Raw genomic sequence first — 16,406 nt, 5'->3', positions numbered from 1 at the left:
GCCGACGCGCGTCCGGGGCCGGCGGCGCCCCGTGAGCGGTCAGGGCAGGCGGACGAGTTCCACGTCGGAGCCGTCCCAGCCGGGCGGCACCACGGCGTAGGCGTCGGCGATCGCGGCTCCGCGCAGGCTGCCCGGGCGGTCGTGGCCCACCGGGCGGGCGCACCCGCCGGACACCCGCACGGGGACGAGACGGGTGTCGTGGGGGTGCGGGCGCACTCCGCCGCCCAGAGGCACCCGGGCGGTGTCCCGACTCGGATCGGGACGACCGGCCATGGCACTGACCAGGGGCACCAGGAGGGTGAGCGCCGCGACGAGGGCGGCGCCGGGGTTGCCCGGCAGGCCCACGAAGGCGGTGTCGCCGACGCGCGCGAGCGTCTGGGGGTGGCCCGGCCGGCAGGAGACGCCGTCCACCGCGACCGCGGCGCCGAGGTCGGCCAGGACCGCGCGGACGTGGTCCGCGGGCCCCCTGGACGACGAACCGCACACGGCGACCACGTCGGCGTCCTCCCCCGTGACGGCCTCCCGCAGGGCCCGCCGGTCGTCCCCCAGGCGGAGCACCCGCGTGACCCGCGCCCCCGACCACCGCGCGATTCCCGGAAGGACCGGCCCGATGGCGTCGCGGACGGTGCCCTCACCCGGCAGCCCGGAGTCGGCGACCTCGTCGCCGGTGACGATCACTCCCACCCGGGGCCGGCGCACGGGCAGGGTCTCGTGGCCCAGGCTGGCGGCCAGGCCGAGCGCGGCCGGGCCGACCACGCTCCCCCGTGTGAGAACGGTCTCGCCCGGCGCGGTCTCCTCACCCGACCAGCGCACGTGCCGCCCCGGCACGGCGTCGCCCCCGACCCGACCCTGCGCGACCGTCGCCCGCTCGTAGGGCAGGACCGCCTCGGTGCCCTTGGGCACGTGGGCGCCGGTGGCGATCTCGACGGCCTCACCGGGGCGCAGCCCGTCGCGCGGCGCGGGCGCTCCGGCCAGACGGGTGCCGACCAGCCGCCACGGCCCCTCCCCCGCCACCGCGTAGCCGTCCATCGCCGAGGCGTCGTAGGCGGGCAGTCCGACCAGGGCGCGCACGTCGTCGCCGAGGACGGCGCCCAGGGCCTCCTCCAGTGGGACCTCGCGCGGGGGAAGGGCGAGGTCGAGGCCCATGCGGCGCGCCGCGTCCCGCGCCTCCCGCCACGACCGCTGTGCGCCGTGTCCCGGATCCGCGCCCGTGGGAACGCCCCCGGTCCCGTCCATGCCGCCTCCCCCGTCGTTCGCGCAGGTGCTCCCCATTGTTCACCCCTCGGTATGACGCGGACGTTAACCGCCGCTCACGCCGCGGCGCGGGCCCGGACGCGGAGGGCGCGTACCGGCCACGCGCTGGGCCGATTTGCCGTCTGCCGACTTTCCGCTAGAGTTCTTACCAGCAGCACGGCGGGGATCGCGGAAACGGGGCCCGGGCCGAGCGGCAAGCGGACGTGGCTCAGCTGGTAGAGCATCACCTTGCCAAGGTGAGGGTCGCGGGTTCGAATCCCGTCGTCCGCTCGGAGGAGACGCGGGGCCACGGCTCCGCGTGTCTCGGTGGAGTGGCCGAGAGGCGAGGCAGCGGCCTGCAAAGCCGTCTACACGGGTTCAAATCCCGTCTCCACCTCCCATGCTTCACACGGGCGGTTAGCTCAGTTGGTTAGAGCGCTACCTTGACACGGTAGAGGTCACAGGTTCGAATCCTGTATCGCCCACCAGCATCACCCTCGAAACGGGCTCCTTCGGGAGCCCGTTCTCGTTGTGTCCGGGGACGTGGTCCTCGACTGGCGCCCCCTTCTCCTGCTCCCAATGCTGGAAGGGCGGGCGCGACAGGGTGTAGCGCCAAGGGGTCGGTAGGGTGGTTCGGCTCCACCAGTCCGGTGTCCAGGTCCGTGTCGACGGCCGTGACGCAGAAGCCCGGCAGCATCGTCTCCAGGTAGAGCTGCAACGTCCCGATCGGCTCCCGAGGCTCGGCCTTCACCCTCGTCCAGGTCTCCACTCGGGGTGTGCGGACCGCGTTGTCCAACAGGTGCGGGTTGGCGGGAAGTCCGTCGTCGAACCGCAGCCCGCTCTCCCCGCTGCCCCGCGCCAGGAGCAACTGCTCGTCGTGGGCCCCTGCCCTGCATGGGAACGAAGCCGCAGACCAGGGCCGAATCGCTCACCAGGTGGTCATCGTGGCGAGCGAACCCGATCGAGCGGGTCAGGCTGCGTGTCCGCAGGAACGCCACGAGCCGCCCGTACTCCGCGAGCTGGGAGATCCCCACACCGAGGGAATGTCCCAAGCGCCGGCGGTGACGAGGATCCTGTCCCAGGGCGCGTTCTCGGGGACACCCTCCTCGGCTTCGGTGTGCAGGACGTGGACCCGTTCGTAGCCGGTCTCCGCCAGCAGTCACTGTGCTCGGGACGTCACGTCCGGGTCGATGCCGATCGTGACGACGTCGCCGGAATCGCCCACCATCTCGGCGATGACGACGGCGTTGTAGCCGCCGGAGCCTACTTCGAGCACCTTCATGCCGGGCTCGATCCGGGCCTGTTCCAGCATCATCGCCTGGACCTGTGGCGCGGGCACCAAGCTCAGGGAGATTCCGTGTTCGTCCCGTCTGGTGACCACGGCGGTGAAGGGTTCGTAGGCCTCCTCCAGTGTCGCCTCAGGTACGAACCGGTGTCGGGGAACCGTGCGCAACGCCTATTCGATGCGTGGGGAGAGCAGGAGTCCTCCCAAAGCATCGGGCTCCTTGAGGCTCTCCACCATCGCGTTGCGCAAGTCCTCCGCTGACCTGGTGGTTCCGTCCACCGCGCCTGTCGTCACCCGGATCCTCCCTCGTCGGTTCCTCGGCGACAGCAGTCTTCCACCTGAGGGGGCAAGGACCTATGCGCGCACGCATAATCTCCACCTTCGAATTATGCGCGGCGTTCGATTCTTATATCTTGAACTGAGAGAACTGAAATGAACGAGCCTGGGGATCCAGTTCGGGAACCTGTCTTCTTCGCTCGAGAGTGTTGAGTTCGAATCGAGGTGTGCGACGATGCGATCGTGACGCCTTCTCTGACGAACCGCCTCATCCTGTGGGATATCGACCACACCCTCCTCTCCATCGGTCCGGTCAGCCGAGAGATCTACGCCGTGGCCTTCGAAACTGTCACCGGCTCACGCCAGACCGCCATGGCCGACATGGCCGGACGCACCGAGCACGCCATCATCCGCGACACCCTGACGCTGAACGGCCACGAGCCCAACGACGACCTCGTGGACTCCTTCTATGACGCCCTGGGCCAAGCCACCCTGAGGTTGACGGACCGCATGCTCTCCCAGGGCCATGCCCTGCCCGGAGGACGGGAGGCGATCAAGGCGATCGGGGAAGCCGAAGGCACGCAGAGCATGGTCACCGGCAATATCCGCTCGATCGCTCTGGCCAAGCTCCAGGCGTTCGGGCTGGAGGAAGGGCTGGAACTCGACACCGGCGGCTACGGCGACCACAGCAGCGACCGGGCGCGGCTGGTCGAGTGCGCGATCGCCCAGACCAGCGCCGCCATCGGCACGACCTTCACCCCCTCCGCCACCGTCGTCATCGGCGACACCCCCAACGACGTGCACGGAGCCCACACAGCCGGGGCGCATGTGGTCGCGGTCGCGACGGGACACAGCAGCCGCGCGGAACTACTCGACGCCGGGGCGGACGCCGCCTTCGAGGACCTGCGCGACACCAGGCACCTGCTCCAGGTGATCGCTCAGCTCACCGGTTCCCCCGCTGAAGACTGAGGTGTGGTCAGGCCTCGGGAGCGGAACAGGAACCGCTGTGCGGGCTCGGCCACCTTCCACGCGAGGACTTCGGATCGGGACTCGCCGATGCGATCGTTGACGCGCGGGGAACGGATCGTCTCCGCCAACTCCACAGCCTTCGTCGCGACGGCACACGCGGTCTCGACGTCGCCCAAGGCCAGATGTGCTCGCGCCACACGGACCAGATAGTGGGACTGATCCCGGAACCGGTGTGGAGCTCTCTCCTTGAGCAAGGTGAGAGCGGAGTTGAGTTCGGTGATGGCTTCATCGAAGAGACCCAGCTCGAGGTAGGTGGCTCCGGCCTGGGCGGCCACCTCCACCTCGTCCGCATCAGACACCCACACGGGGAACTCCCCGGCACGACGGGCCTGGTCAAAGGCGGTGTGCATCCGTTCGATGCTGGATCGGGCGTCGCTGAGGTTGCCCAGCTTGGCGTGAGCGCGTGCCAGTCGCGCGTGCAGCGTCGAGGTGACCAGCGGGGAGGCCGCCGCGCCGATCTCCACGGCGGTTCGCGCCAGAGCCAGAGCCTGCCGGGGGGCGGTTCAGGTAAGTGTCCTGCAAGCTCCGGCAGGACAGTGCGCTGGCCGCGCGAGATCGGTGTCGCCGGTTTCGTGTCCGGCGTGGATCGCCGTGGTCAGGTGCCTACGGGCGGCTCCGTGGTTTCCGGCGTCCATCGCGATCCACCCGACCATCTGGCTGAGCGGGCCGAGCGTGTCCATGCCGCTGCCGTCGTGATCCACCGCAGCGGACAACTGCGAGAGGTACCGGTCGAGGGGTGGGTACAGGTCTCCGCCTCCCACCTGGTCGTCCAGGGAGACGATCGCCGCGAGGACGGCCGCAGTTCCTTCACAGCATCGAACTCTCCCGTCGTCACCTGGGGGCGTGATGAGGACCGGTCAAGCGTAACCACTCGATGAGCTTCTCTCAGCGAGTTCCGCCCAAACGGGGGTGAGGGCCAAGGCGACTGGGCGATGCCACACGAAAGGATCCCATTTTATGCCCTTCGGGCTTAGACATCCTGCGGAACTCTTCCCCATTTCCACGGGATCCCACCTGCGACGATGCACCCACTTCGCACACAATCGCCCTCCAGCACATCACAACCCATGTGACTCAGGCAACAAATCACGATTTCAAGCCCACTACCTGGGAAAACTCCCTGCACGCAAACCAGGGTTCTCGCACCAGAACCGGATTCGTCGTACACGCCCCACCGACCTGCCGGCCGGCGACGGGTTCCTCACTCTTACCGCACCGGATACGCATCCGCCTCCCCCGCGCCAAGACACGGCTTCATCCGTTTCGGGGAGCGAACGCAGTGTCCTCCGCATCAGCCACGCCCTCGATCCATCGGCGCACCAGCCTGTGGCTGTCTTCCATGGTGACCGTGAGCTCACGGTCCTGCTGCTTCGCACCACCCTTCCCGCTCCACAGGTGGACACCCACGTCCTTTTCGGGGAGAAACTCGGTGAGGAAGGCGAAGGAGAACAACCGCCACCGGTCGCCCTCTCCCACCGCACGGAGCCACAGCGGCGAGGCCCTACGCAGCTTCTCGGCGTCCTTGCCCTCTCCGCTATCGGCGTGCACTTCGGTCTCCTGCTTGAAGATGATGGGCAGCCCCAGACCGCCGAGCGCGAAGTCGTCCCGCTTCTTGTCGTGGACGACCTTCAGCCACTCGCGGGTTTTGATCTGGGGTTCGTACCGCACTCCAGGGGTGGGCTCGGGAGCCCGGAAGTGGCGCAGCTCCTCTCCCGCATGGATCAGTACGTTCTCCCAGTCGGAGAAGGCCACGCCGCCACTGACCCCTGCGATGGTGTGGATCTTGGACAGCACGGGATAGGTGGGCGGCTCCGACCACTGGTATGCCTGCCTCGAACAGCGCTCCTGTTCCGCGATGGCCATGAGCGCGGGCATCGCCTTGGCCGCCGCGCCCGACGGCCACAACGACCTCGTGTTCTCGTAAAAGCCCAGACCAGGTGAGAGAAGGGTGTCCTCGGGCCAGTCGAGCAGGGACTCACCCTCCACCCTGGTGATCCGCACCCCGCCGAACCCGCGCCGGGTCCGCGCGCCGACACCGCCGAAGACCAGGCTCATCCACAGGGCTCCCAGAGCGACCGCGTGGGCGTCGCGGTCCTCACCGACGAGTTTGATCCGTAGATCGAACTCCTCGCCGGGCGGAATGAACGCGCGGGTGAGTTTGGACGCCCTTTTCCGCCCCCTGACCTCGTCCTTGGATTCCAAAGCCGTCAGACCGAGTCCGAGGAGGTAGCCGATCCACTTGTTACTCGGAGTGCCCGGACCCATGAAGGAGGGAAGCGGATCAGCGGAGCAGGCGGGCTGGCCGGGGATACGCAGTCTGATCGGCGATGCTGCCTCAGTGGAGCCAAGAACGCGGTTCTCCATGCGCCGCAACGCGTTCAGGTCCTTCCCCGCAAGGACACCGGCCATGGCACGCAGCCAGAAGTGCATCCCGCCGCGGATCGAGGACACACGCACCTGTGCCGACGTCACATCCCCGTCCCCGCAGAAGAGGGGGGTCTCCACCCGCAGGCGCAGTGTGGTCCAGGGCATCGGTTTCTACCTTTCGTCACGCCAACGTCGATGGGACAGAGGGGCGGTGATGGGCTGGTCGTCCCACAGGATCTGAGAGAAGACGCCCGCGGCCAGGCACCAGAAGGTGGCGGCGACCAGGATCGCCACCGGGTTCCCCTCGTTGGAGGTCCCCTCCCACACCTGGCGGAGCCCGTCTCCGTTCTCTCCGAAGACGGTGGTGACCACAACCATGCCGACCACCGCCGCGAACAGGGCGTGCACCAGCCCGGTCGCGGTCACGGCCAGAGCCCGCAGGGCCAAGGACAGGGAGGTGAGCACACCCTCATCCCCGTTGACGATCCCGGTGTTGTGGTTACGGACCTCCAACAGGAGGTAACCGAAGGAGCCTCCCCCCAGCACGATCGGCAGCCACCACCCCAGGGCGACCTTCTCCCACCAGGTGGGGTGGAACGCCACCAGAACGATGAGTCCGACCGCCCCGGCGGCGGGCAGGCGCAGCATCAACGGCAGCGCCCACACTCGGCCCATGATGAGTGTGCTCACGCCGATGAGTGCGTAGACGAAGCTGATGGCGTACAGAGTGTGGGTGAACGTCACCCATTCCGTGGACAGGGCTAGGACCACGGCCGCCATCGCGATCACCACCATCACCCCGAGCAGGCCGTACATGAGCAGCGCCCACCGGTTCCGGGTGTGCCGGTACAGGCCCCACACAGCCGACCAGGACGCCATCACGGCGAAGCGTGGCAGGAGGTGCTGTTCCACTGCCTCGCCAAGGACGGCTCGGTCGGCGGCGGTGGGCTCAGGACGGCTCAGCTTGGAGGTTTTCCCGTCCCCCTTCTGTTCCGCCGGCGCGGACAGGGTGAGCGGCCCACCGGAGAAGTGACGGCGCTTGGACACAGGCTCCTGGAAGGCGAGTGTCCGCACCTCCCACTCCACCGCGGAAGGTGAAGCGTGGTCGAACAGCGGCAGGGACTGGTGCCGATCCAGGTGGGCACGCCACAGGTCCCGTGCCTCTCGTGCCTTCCGGACCAGGTGCACCCGGCCGTCGCCCTCACCGAAGAAGCTCCGTATCCTCTTCCCTGCCCACCACGATGACCAGTCCTCGCTGTCACGGTGGCGGAAGGGTTCGGACAGGGCGAGGAAGCGGGTACGGGCGGCCAGGGGCTCCAGGTGCCGGTGGGCGGGGGCACCCGTACCCGTCATGTGGTCCCACAAGGCCTCGACACACACCGTGAACACCGACCATGCCGTGAACGGATCCACGGCCTCCGGTCCGGTGCCCTCCGGGGCAAGCACGTCAGGCAGCACCCGGTCGAGCAGGTGGTCGGGGCGGTGGAGTATGGCACGCACGAGGTACTCGGACTCCGGATCGGCGAGCAGCCCGGACAGGGCCCGCCGAGCGGCGAGAATCCCAACCGCGTGAACCTCCTGAGCCTCGGCCAAGTCCCGCAGCACCTGACGCAGCCCCGTGTTCTTCTTCCAGGCATGAGCATCGTTGTCAGCCGCATAGGCGTCACGGTCCGCGTCCGCAACGGAGCCGATCCCCGAACCCAGCCGTACAGCAAGGGCCCCGTGCGGAAAACCCAGGTCGACGGGGCGAAGGCCCGTGTCCCCGGTTTGGGCAGGACTCCGGCTCACGGTTCCTGCCTGGTCGCGGGGACGAGTTCACGCAGGGCCATCCCGAAGGGGGTGAGTCGCCACCGCCGCTGCTCCTTGAGCCACTCGTAGGCGAAGCCTGCCCAGACCGCGTCCTGGGGTGGCCTGCCCTGAAAGAACCCCTCCTCGTCGGCCCCGACGAGTTTGCCTTCCAGGTCGTCGGGGGGTGGTGAGCTCAAGGGGAGTTCGATCGACCGGAGACTCTCGGAGAACTCGTACTGGCCGTGGGCACTGACCCGGTCGATGTACAGGCTCCGAAGTGCCTGGGCGAAGCCCATGAGGAAGGGCATGGCGACGCGAAAGCCGCCGGTGAGGTGGAAACGACAGGTGGACTCCGGGTTCCTCATCAGGTCCTTGATCCGGTTCCCGAACGCGCCGAGTCGGCGCATCGCGCTCAGGAACTCCTCGTCGTTCTGGGCATCGAGACCGGGCAGGCGGATGACGGCGACCCGGCCGGGGCCGGTCTGGACTCGGCTGTCGGGGTCGGGGAGGTAGTCCACCCGGTCCACGTCCCCTTCCGTCATCGCCAGCGCGTTGAACAGGGCGGCACGCAGGCCCCGCCCGGTGTCGCTGGCGATGAGAAAGACGATCTCATCCTCGTGGGCCTGATGGTCTCCCGCTCTGGCGGAGTCGGCGGCCAGGGAGGTGAGTTCGGCGCTGATGGTCCGGGGCCACTGTTCGGGGCATATGGACCGGAGCAGGAGATCCAGTTCCTCACGTGCCTCTCCCGAGTCGGAGGAGGTCTCCTTGACCAAGCGCTCGGAGACCCGTTCGGCCTCGTCCCGGGGGTCGGACAGCTCACTCTCGTAGTCGTGGATCCGATCGCGAACATCGAAGATCGACTCCGCCAGCTCGCGGTTGCCGACAGCCTCCTCGACCAGGGTCTGGCTCTTCGCGAGGATCCGGTCGAACAGGCTCAGTCCCACGGTGGCCACATGCACGGTGATGGGACGGTCGGTCACGTCTCCTCCTCGTCTACGGGGACGCAGTCGAAATAGCCGTATCCGGCGGTGGTACGGCCGCCGCCACCCAGCTCCTCACCGGCTTCGGCCAGCCAGTCGGACACCGCGTCCAGATCACCGCTGTCGCCGCCGATCAGGTCTACGTGCATCTCACCGCTGATGGCCAGGAACGGCACCGGGACCGGGTTGTGGTGCTCGGCCGGGGGACGGGGGTTCTGCGTGGCCTGCGAGTCCTTGTGGGCTTTCGGGTCGGTGCCGGTGTAGTAGGGCTGCTGGTGCGGGGTGATGACGTCGCTGTGGACCTCGACGGTGTCGGCTCCGGGCAGGGCGTCGAGGAAACGGACCGTGCCCTGAGTGTGCTCCTCACGTGTCGGCCGCGGGTCCTCCTTGCCACGCGGTCTGGGCCCTCCCAGTGCCTGGACCACCCTCTGCGTGTCAGCCCCGGCGCTGCGTGCCCCGGCCGCGGCCAAGCCCTTGAGGGTGGAGGCCGGCAGACCGGGCCAGCCGTAGGTGCCGTGCAGGGCCAGACCGTTGTCGAGCACCCCGAACTGGAGGCCGAGTCCGGAGGCCATTCGCCACTCGATGGTCAGGCGCAACCTGCGCACGTGGCGGTGGTCGGGGTCGAAGGCGACCCACTGCCGCAGGAAGTGGCGCCGACGTTGGAGGACCGCCTCCTGGAGATCGGAGCCGCCCTGACCGAGTCGGTGCTCGGCGGCCCAGCCGTACAGGGGGACGTGGTTCTTCCAGGGGTTGGTGCCGCCGTCGACGGGTTCGAAGGACAGGCGGCGCAAAATGACGAGCGCATTGGCCTGCGCGCCGACCGGGTTCCCACCGTGGCCTCCCATCTCCCTGAGCACGGTGGTGGGGTCGCCGTTCCTGGGGACGCGGTGCTCTACCTTGAGCAATGCCCCGAGGGGGCCGTTGGCCGGGTACAGGGTGCCTCGGGCACCGCCTCCGGAGGTGTCTGCACCGTGGGGTCCACCCCCGCCGCCACGAGCTCCGCCCCGACCGGCGCCACCGGCTCCCCGCCCCGGGGGAAAGGCGGGCCGCGGACCGCGGGGGCCCTTGCTTCCGAAGGCGGTCATGGGGTTAGGCCTGTCCATCGCCATCACCCTTTTCCGCAGAACCGCCGTCCTCGGATTCGGCGCACAGGGCTTCGGCGAGTCTGCTGAGCCAGACCGACAGGGTCTCCACCTCGGCGGAGACCCGCGCATAGTCGTGGACGTCAGCTTCGGACAGCGCCTTGAGGAACTGGTGGGGGTCCATCCGCCGTCCGGTCCCGGTGATGAGTGCCCTCTCGGCGATATGTGCGGCGATGCGTTCGGCCAAGCGGTGGTAGGCCTTCTCCAACCTTCCACCGTGCGCGTCAGCTTTGGAGAGCACGAAGGCGTAGGTGGCGGCCAACCCGCTGCCGCGCAGTTGCATGGGCAACTGCCGCATGCGGGTGCGCAGTTCGGGTGAGACCTCGTCGCCGAGGACCCGGTAGGCGATGCCAGCCGCCGCTTGGTCGACCCGCCTGGCGCTCCTGGTGGTCTCACTCACCGGCGGCCTCCGTGATCAGCCTTGGCCACACCAGTCCCTTACCGAGGGTCTCGTCCCCGCCGAGCTGGAGTACGGTCCCGTCGAGAAGCCTGCCGAGCAGCTGCCGGTGGTCGGCATGGTGTTCGGTGTTCCGCTTGGCCTCCCCACCCTGCGGCGTGCGCAGGGTGAGTACAGCGGCCAGCAGGGTCTCGGTCGGTAGGTACTCACTGGTGAACGGGCCGTGCTCGACGGTCTTGGTCTTGGGGTTGAGCTGGACGCGCACCGAGTGTTCGGTGCATTCACGCAGCAGTTGGTCCATGACCGAGGTGCCGACCAGGAGCAGGTCGGAGCGGAACTTGTTCGCGAAGTACGACAGGTGTGAGCCCTCCCCGATGCCGTCGGTGGCGATGCGGTCGGCCCAGCCGGTCAGCGACCCGGCGGTGTTGGGCTGGGACACCGACACCAGGCACGGACCCACAACTTGGTCCGCCACCGTCCACTCCGTGTCGGTGGCCACTCCTCGGTCGTGGGCGACGTCGGGGACGGCTGGCAGTTCCCTGGTCAAGCGGGCGTGGGTGTACTTGCGCGCCAGCCTCGACAGCGCCAGCGGCGAGGTGGCCCAGGCGAAGGTGCGGCGCAGGGTGGGCACGGGAAGGGCGACGAGTTGAGCATCCCCGACAGCGAGCAGCCCCGCCGTGGGGTTGACACCCGGTTCACCGTCGCGCTGGACCGCCTTGCCGAACACACGGTCCAGGTCGTCCTCACCCCATCCGGCGTCGTGCCCCGCCGCACGCAGGGCGCCCTTGAGGCTCTGGCCCCACACGACCGGGTAGCCGGTGGTCGCCTCCCTTTGGATGGGCAGGTTGAGGGAGCCCTCAGCGTCGGCGCCCCCGGCGTGCAAGGGTGACTCGGTGTACAGGTAAAGCAGATAGCTGGTCACGACCACACTCCGGTCAGGATGACGCCGAACCCGGCAGTGGCCAGGCTGATCTCCCGGGTGCGGCGGACCCGTTCCTGAAGGGGCAGGGCCCGCGCGTGGTACCGGAGGGCCCAGCGGTAGGCGTCATCGTCGTTGGGGAACTTCAGGAGGTAGACCGCCCCGGGCGGGACGGCGTAGTAGAGGGAGCGGGAATTCTTGAAGGCGGCCCAGTCCCGCGCCGGTGAAGCGGTGGCCACGGCCATCGGGTCCTCGACACGGGCGGCGACCAGGTCAGCACCCGAGTCACGGATCGGGGGAAACCATCCGCCGGGCCAGACGGCGGGGGTGGCCACGTAGACCAGGAGTCTGCCGTCGGGGAAGGCGGGCGGCCGATCGGGCCAGTCCATGCCGGGAGCGGGTTCGATATCGGCCAAGCGGGCCATCCCGCCGAAGCGGACCGGTCCCCTGACCTCGTCCAGAGGGCGGTGCCTGCCCGGTGCGGGGTGGGGGGTGACGTGGGCGGCAAAGGCCCATCTCTCCCTCAGACGCAGGTGGGTGGCCCGGTAGAGCAGTCCGTGGCGGGCGGTGCGGGTGGTGTGGTCCACGGCCAGCCCGACCCGTGTCTCAGGTTCGAAGGGCTCTTCGGGGGCGAGCCTGAGCCGGTCGGCGGGCACCCTGGATCCGGGGGAGACCAGTCCACCGTGCAGGTAGTCCTGGAGGGCCCGGCCCGACATCCAGCCGGTCAGGGTCTCGGGGTCGTCGACGCCATCGGGAACGGTGAAGGTGCGCAGGCGCGTGGCGCCGAAGCAGGCGGCTTCCTCGTCCAGGTCACTCGTGGCTCCGGCACCGGGCCGCTCGGGGACGAACATACGCCACACGTCACCATGGCCGCGGGGTTCGACCAGGTCGGCGGGGATGGGGAAGTAGGGTTCCCAGGTCTGGCCTGACATCCCTCTCCGGCGGGCGAGGACGGGACCGCGTACGCTCTCGGGCTCACCCCCCAGACCGCCATCTTTGGCTGCCAGGGCCCCGGCGACGGTGGAGGGCCAGGGACGTACGGTCTGGGCGCTGCCACCGGTTCCGGCGTCAAAGGCACGCCCGTCGCGGACCTGTACCGTGTCGTGCGGGCGCAGTAGGACCCACTGCTCTCCTCGGTCCTCGACTCCGGTGGCGGAGGCGTCCTGGGTGATGGGTTCGGGTACGTGTGAGGTGCTCACTGGGCCTCCTGACGCAGGAAGAGAGCGACGCGCACGGCTCCTTCGTCCACCAGACGCCGTCTGGGGGCCATGAGTTCCAGGGCCCGTGTCGCCTCGGCGGCGAAGGACGTGCGTTCGTCTCTGTCCCTCTTCTCCGGTGTGGTGTCGTCTCCCCTTCTTCCCCCGAGGGACGCAGGTACCAGGGACGTGTGGCGGTGCACCAGACGGCGCATCTCGGCCCGGGCGACCTGGTAGGGCAGTGGTTCGTAGCCGCCCGGGGCCCGCTCACCCCCGCCGTCGAGGTACACCACTTCCGCGAGCAAGTCGGGCAGAAGGCGCGGTGACAGCCGGGCCCGAGGGTGGCTGTCGCGGGAGAGGAACAGGTCCAGGGCGTCGACCGGTGAGCCTCCGAGCCGACCGTCCTCATGCTCTCCGCGCCAGGGAAGGACGCACTCCGCGTGGGATCCACTGCCGCGGATGAACCCGATGCCCAGGCCGTTCTTGCCTTTGAGGGCTTTGGCCTCCTCCAGCAGTTCCTGGGCACGCACCAGGGCCTGGCGGAGCGAGGAGCCATGGTGGAAGAACAGCACACCACTGCTGGCGTGCGGCAGGCCCGGGGCGATGGCCGCCCGACAGGCACGGGCAGTCTCCAGCGCGGAAACGGCCGGAACGAGGGCGAGCAGGTCATCACCGCCCGCGTAGACCACGACCCCACCCGCCCGTCCCACTGCTGCGCGCTGGTCGCCTGCGGTGCCGACGAGTCTGGCCGAGACGTCGGTGTGGACGGTATGGCCCTGGGACAGGTCCAGGCGGGGACTGTCCCATCCAGAAGTCTTCCCGGACAGGTAACGACCCATGAAGTCCAGGTCCTGGACCAGCACGGCCAGGTGAGGTGAGGGAGCGGGCACACCGTGATCGTCCATGGCCCGCTCCAGTGCGTCGGCAGCCTTCCAACCGGCTCGGACGGCGGAGACAAAGCCTGGGTCGAGCCGTTTCTCCTCGGCCTGCGCGGGGGTGTCGGTGAACTCGCGGGCCAAGGCGTCGACGTGCCAGGACTCCGTGAACACCCAGCGGCTGCCGCGTCCACGCAGCCAATCGGCATCGGCCACCTTCGGTTCTTGGGGCAGGCCGGGTGTGGGGGTTTCGGTAATCGGGTCGATGCCCAGCGTCTCGGCTGCCCTTCGGAGATCACCGACCAGGGCGCTGATGTCGGATACTTCCCGCCAGAGTTCCAAGACGGCGCGCCGGTAGGGGATGGAGGCGATGGCGTTCGTGGAGGGAAAGCTCTCACGGTTGCCGACGCGGGTGTGGTGCCATAGGCGTTTGACCCAGTTGGTGACGGCCAGGCGTTCGCGCCTGAGGTGCCCCGGCGTCTTGGGCGGCAGGTCGTCTCGCTCCACCGCCCTCCAGCGCGGAGAGAGCATGCACAACTCGCCGGGGGCGTCGCCGGGTTGTTCGAAGTTCCGAGTGTTCTTGCGTTCGGCCAACAGGCGCACCGCCTGTTCCCACTGGGTGGCGTAACCGCCTTCACTCGCGGGAACGCTGACCCACTGCACGACCGGCCAACCGGGTGAGGGGGTTTCGTCGCGGCCGAAGACCTCCTTGACCCACCCTTCCCACACCTGAACCAGTTCGCCCCTCACCTTCCTGGCCACTTGGGGGCCGGTACCCGCAGGCACGAGGACGACGACCCGGTTGGGGGCTCCGTCAGAGGGCTGGACTGCGGAGGACCGGTCGTCCCCGGGGGCGGGGAAGACGATCTCGGTACCGGGAGTCCGGATGAGGTGTTCGACGGCCTCGGCTGCCAGATGAGCGATGATCTGGCTGGCAGCACGCAGGTCGGCGGTCGTGCGCGACTCGTTGATGAAGCGCTGCACACCCGCCAGGGTGATGATGACCAGGTCCGGTTCGGCCATCGGTCCTCGCTATCGGTGTCAGGGGGTGAGTGCTGTGGCTGGGAGGGCGTCTGTGGGCCGTCCCGGTCTTTTCTCGGACGGCCCACGGGTCCGCTCCGCTCGATGGACCCGGACATGGCCCAGCCCGTGGGTGGTCTGCGCGCCGGCCCCGGAGAACTCGGCGAACAGCCACAGGGTGGTGAAGGCGCGGACGGCCTCGTGGTCCGCGTCGGCGGGCATCCCGAAGACGGCGTCGCCGACGAACCCCACGCGCTGTCCCCGTCCGGCTCGGATGGGAAGGCTGCGGACACGGTGGCGGGACAGGTGGACACGTCCGACCGCCTCCGTGACTGCGGCGGAACGCAGGGGGCATGGGCTGAAGGCGTCCCAGCGGCGGGCCAGACCGGCCAGGAGGAGTTCCGGTTCGGGCAGGGGAATCTGGCGGTCCGCACGGTTGACGTAGGTGGGGGTGGCGAACTCGACCCGCACTCTGTTGGCCGGTGGCGCAGACGCCAACCGGGTGTAGGAGACGTTGTGCCTTTCCACCCCGGCCACGCGGTGGAGGCGTCCACCCAGGCGCAGCGGCTCACTGGTGAGGTCCCGGATGTCCGGTTCGGTGGGCTCGTCCAGCCAGGTCAGGCTGAGGAGGCCGCTCGGAGGGAGCGCCGCGGCGAAGGGCTTGTACCGGGCGGTGTGGTCGTCTCCGGGCTCCTCCAGCAACGCGCAAGCCAGCCCGTGCAGATGCGCGGCGTCGACTGTGCCGGGTGACGGCTCCAGCGAGAGAAACCACCTGGTGGGCACGCATTCTCCTCACTGATCCGGGCCACCGGCGAGTCATACGGGCAGAAGGGGTACGTCTGAGGATGTTTGAGGCGACGTTAGCAAGCTCTGACGATGACACGCCGAAAGAACGGCTTTCCGTGGCCACATGCGGCAGGAAGGTAGCGCTCAGGGCACCGGCTTGGTATAGGAGCAAGGGCTTCCGATTGATGCGACCCCACTCGGGGTGCAGACCTGACCGACACGGCCCCCGACATCAACGAAGCCCAGGAAATCGCCTGGTGGCCCATCGACGAAGCCGTCGCCATGATCAACCGCAGCCAGATCGTCGGCGCCTCCACCGTCGTCGCCGTGTACAGGACCCTCAGCCTGCTGTGATCGCGTGCGCCCGAGCGTTGAACTCGGCCACCTCGGGACACTCATCGTGGGGCCGGAGCCGACACTGGAGGCGACGCAGGTAGGACAGCGCCTGCCGCGACTGAAGCCCCTCCACGAGCTCCACAGCGACATCGCCGACGCGCACCGCTTCTTCGGGTTCCGAAGGAGCGTGCGCCGTCGCCAGCATGAGCAGGTTGAACACCCGCCCGCACACATACCCCTCGTTCATCTCCAACGATCGCTCCGCGTACCGGGCCGTCCGCACATCCGTCGGCGAGGAAGCAGTACGCGACCTTCGCCGTGAGGTACGCACCGTCGAAGTAGGCCAACCACTCCGGAGGCGCTGAGTCGTCGCGCCCGAACACCTTCTCCCCCACGCGCGGAACAGGCATGTACACCGGTCCGCCCCCGCGTCTGCGCAGGAGTCACGCCCAGGCCAGGGAAGACAAATACCCCTACCGAGGCACATCCCCGCGTCTGCGGGGCTCACATCCCCGGCCTGATTACCCCGTGGCACCATGCTGGTCCATCCCCGCGTCTGCGGGGCTCACTACGAAACCCCGCAGGTCACCGACCTCGGCGACGGTCCATCCCCGCGTCTGCGGGGCTCACCCTCGCCTCGTTCGCCTCGTGGCCCCGCCCCCCGGCCCATCCCCGCGTCTGCGGGGCTCACACCTCCGGGGAGGGGGGCGCGTCCCGTTCGCCCGGTCCATCCCCGCGTCTGCGGGGGCTCACTCCGTCGCTGAGGCGTCCGCCTCG

The 16,406-nt window shown here is 69.0% G+C and carries 14 protein-coding genes, 3 tRNA genes and 1 pseudogene; 4 read left to right on the top strand and 14 right to left on the bottom strand.

The genetic code is table 11. The annotated features are described in order from the left end of the window. Positions 1-39 precede the first annotated feature (39 nt). Positions 40-1,236 carry a molybdopterin molybdotransferase MoeA gene (locus ACTVAJ_RS07335; RefSeq protein WP_470387308.1) on the bottom strand — a complete coding sequence of 399 codons (1,197 nt, stop codon included), beginning with the start codon at positions 1,234-1,236 and terminating at the stop codon, positions 40-42. A gap of 215 nt (positions 1,237-1,451) precedes the next feature. On the opposite strand from ACTVAJ_RS07335, the gene ACTVAJ_RS07330 reads away from it, so the two are divergent. The 3 genes from ACTVAJ_RS07330 (at position 1,452) to ACTVAJ_RS07320 (ending at position 1,721) form a co-directional block, all read left to right on the top strand. Beyond that, positions 1,452-1,524, top strand: a tRNA-Gly gene (locus tag ACTVAJ_RS07330). Between the two features lie 35 nt (positions 1,525-1,559). Continuing rightward, a tRNA-Cys gene (locus tag ACTVAJ_RS07325) sits at positions 1,560-1,630 on the top strand. Positions 1,631-1,644: 14 nt separating this feature from the next. Further along, positions 1,645-1,721: transfer RNA gene (locus tag ACTVAJ_RS07320), tRNA-Val, on the top strand. Between the two features lie 482 nt (positions 1,722-2,203). Here the strand turns inward: ACTVAJ_RS07320 and ACTVAJ_RS07315 are convergent. Then, positions 2,204-2,686, bottom strand: a pseudogene (locus tag ACTVAJ_RS07315) (class I SAM-dependent methyltransferase). Positions 2,687-2,689: 3 nt separating this feature from the next. Further along, complete coding sequence (locus tag ACTVAJ_RS07310; protein WP_470387307.1) at positions 2,690-2,812, bottom strand: hypothetical protein; 123 nt, start codon at positions 2,810-2,812, stop codon at positions 2,690-2,692. Positions 2,813-3,037: 225 nt separating this feature from the next. Between ACTVAJ_RS07310 and ACTVAJ_RS07305 the strand changes: the two genes are divergently transcribed. Beyond that, entirely contained in the window at positions 3,038-3,763 is a 726-nt protein-coding gene (locus ACTVAJ_RS07305; RefSeq protein WP_470387306.1) for an HAD family hydrolase, read from the top strand. Here ACTVAJ_RS07305 and ACTVAJ_RS07300 read toward each other — a convergent pair. The 11 genes from ACTVAJ_RS07300 to ACTVAJ_RS07250 all read right to left on the bottom strand — a co-directional run bounded on the left by ACTVAJ_RS07300 (position 3,733) and on the right by ACTVAJ_RS07250 (position 15,882). Then, entirely contained in the window at positions 3,733-4,287 is a 555-nt protein-coding gene (locus ACTVAJ_RS07300) for a hypothetical protein (RefSeq protein WP_470387305.1), read from the bottom strand. The two genes, ACTVAJ_RS07305 and ACTVAJ_RS07300, sit on opposite strands and share 31 nt — an antisense overlap. Before the next feature lie 790 nt (positions 4,288-5,077). After that, complete coding sequence (cmr1, locus tag ACTVAJ_RS07295) at positions 5,078-6,355, bottom strand: type III-B CRISPR module RAMP protein Cmr1 (protein WP_470387304.1); 1,278 nt, start codon at positions 6,353-6,355, stop codon at positions 5,078-5,080. Positions 6,356-6,361: 6 nt separating this feature from the next. Next, on the bottom strand, positions 6,362-7,783 hold the full coding sequence (locus ACTVAJ_RS07290) for a hypothetical protein (RefSeq protein WP_470387303.1): 1,422 nt from the start codon (positions 7,781-7,783) through the stop codon (positions 6,362-6,364). A 191-nt stretch (positions 7,784-7,974) separates the two neighbouring features. Then, positions 7,975-8,958, bottom strand: a complete 984-nt coding sequence (locus ACTVAJ_RS07285; RefSeq protein WP_470387302.1) for a hypothetical protein — start codon at positions 8,956-8,958, stop codon at positions 7,975-7,977. Next, the gene (gene cmr6 / locus ACTVAJ_RS07280; protein WP_470387301.1) at positions 8,955-9,863 is read right to left on the bottom strand and encodes a type III-B CRISPR module RAMP protein Cmr6; all 909 of its coding nucleotides are present in this window, start codon (positions 9,861-9,863) and stop codon (positions 8,955-8,957) included. The genes ACTVAJ_RS07285 and cmr6 overlap by 4 nt, the downstream gene beginning before the upstream one ends. A gap of 184 nt (positions 9,864-10,047) precedes the next feature. After that, on the bottom strand, positions 10,048-10,500 hold the full coding sequence (cmr5, locus tag ACTVAJ_RS07275) for a type III-B CRISPR module-associated protein Cmr5 (protein ID WP_470387300.1): 453 nt from the start codon (positions 10,498-10,500) through the stop codon (positions 10,048-10,050). Continuing rightward, positions 10,493-11,419, bottom strand: a complete 927-nt coding sequence (cmr4, locus tag ACTVAJ_RS07270) for a type III-B CRISPR module RAMP protein Cmr4 (RefSeq protein ID WP_470387299.1) — start codon at positions 11,417-11,419, stop codon at positions 10,493-10,495. Before cmr4 ends, cmr5 begins: the two co-directional genes overlap by 8 nt. Next, the gene (locus ACTVAJ_RS07265; RefSeq protein ID WP_470387298.1) at positions 11,416-12,615 is read right to left on the bottom strand and encodes a type III-B CRISPR module-associated Cmr3 family protein; all 1,200 of its coding nucleotides are present in this window, start codon (positions 12,613-12,615) and stop codon (positions 11,416-11,418) included. Before ACTVAJ_RS07265 ends, cmr4 begins: the two co-directional genes overlap by 4 nt. Beyond that, positions 12,612-14,510, bottom strand: a complete 1,899-nt coding sequence (locus ACTVAJ_RS07260; protein ID WP_470387297.1) for a Cas10/Cmr2 second palm domain-containing protein — start codon at positions 14,508-14,510, stop codon at positions 12,612-12,614. Before ACTVAJ_RS07260 ends, ACTVAJ_RS07265 begins: the two co-directional genes overlap by 4 nt. A gap of 18 nt (positions 14,511-14,528) precedes the next feature. Further along, entirely contained in the window at positions 14,529-15,290 is a 762-nt protein-coding gene (cas6, locus tag ACTVAJ_RS07255) for a CRISPR system precrRNA processing endoribonuclease RAMP protein Cas6 (protein ID WP_470387296.1), read from the bottom strand. 343 nt (positions 15,291-15,633) lie between these two features. Further along, on the bottom strand, positions 15,634-15,882 hold the full coding sequence (locus ACTVAJ_RS07250) for a hypothetical protein (RefSeq protein ID WP_470387295.1): 249 nt from the start codon (positions 15,880-15,882) through the stop codon (positions 15,634-15,636). Positions 15,883-16,406 lie beyond the last annotated feature (524 nt).

The sequence above is a fragment of the Nocardiopsis sp. KDC1DS13DA1 genome, from assembly GCF_055632325.1.
The sequence above is the reverse complement of the archived record's forward strand: the minus strand, read 5'-3'. Positions and strand labels throughout refer to the sequence as shown.

Bases quoted from the DNA above. Each gene is read 5' to 3' on its own strand.
- cmr1 (WP_470387304.1), bottom strand. From the start codon at position 6,355: ATGCCCTGGACCACACTGCGCCTGCGGGTGGAGACCCCCCTCTTCTGC.
- ACTVAJ_RS07335 (WP_470387308.1), bottom strand. From the start codon at position 1,236: ATGGACGGGACCGGGGGCGTTCCCACGGGCGCGGATCCGGGACACGGC.
- ACTVAJ_RS07260 (WP_470387297.1), bottom strand. From the start codon at position 14,510: ATGGCCGAACCGGACCTGGTCATCATCACCCTGGCGGGTGTGCAGCGC.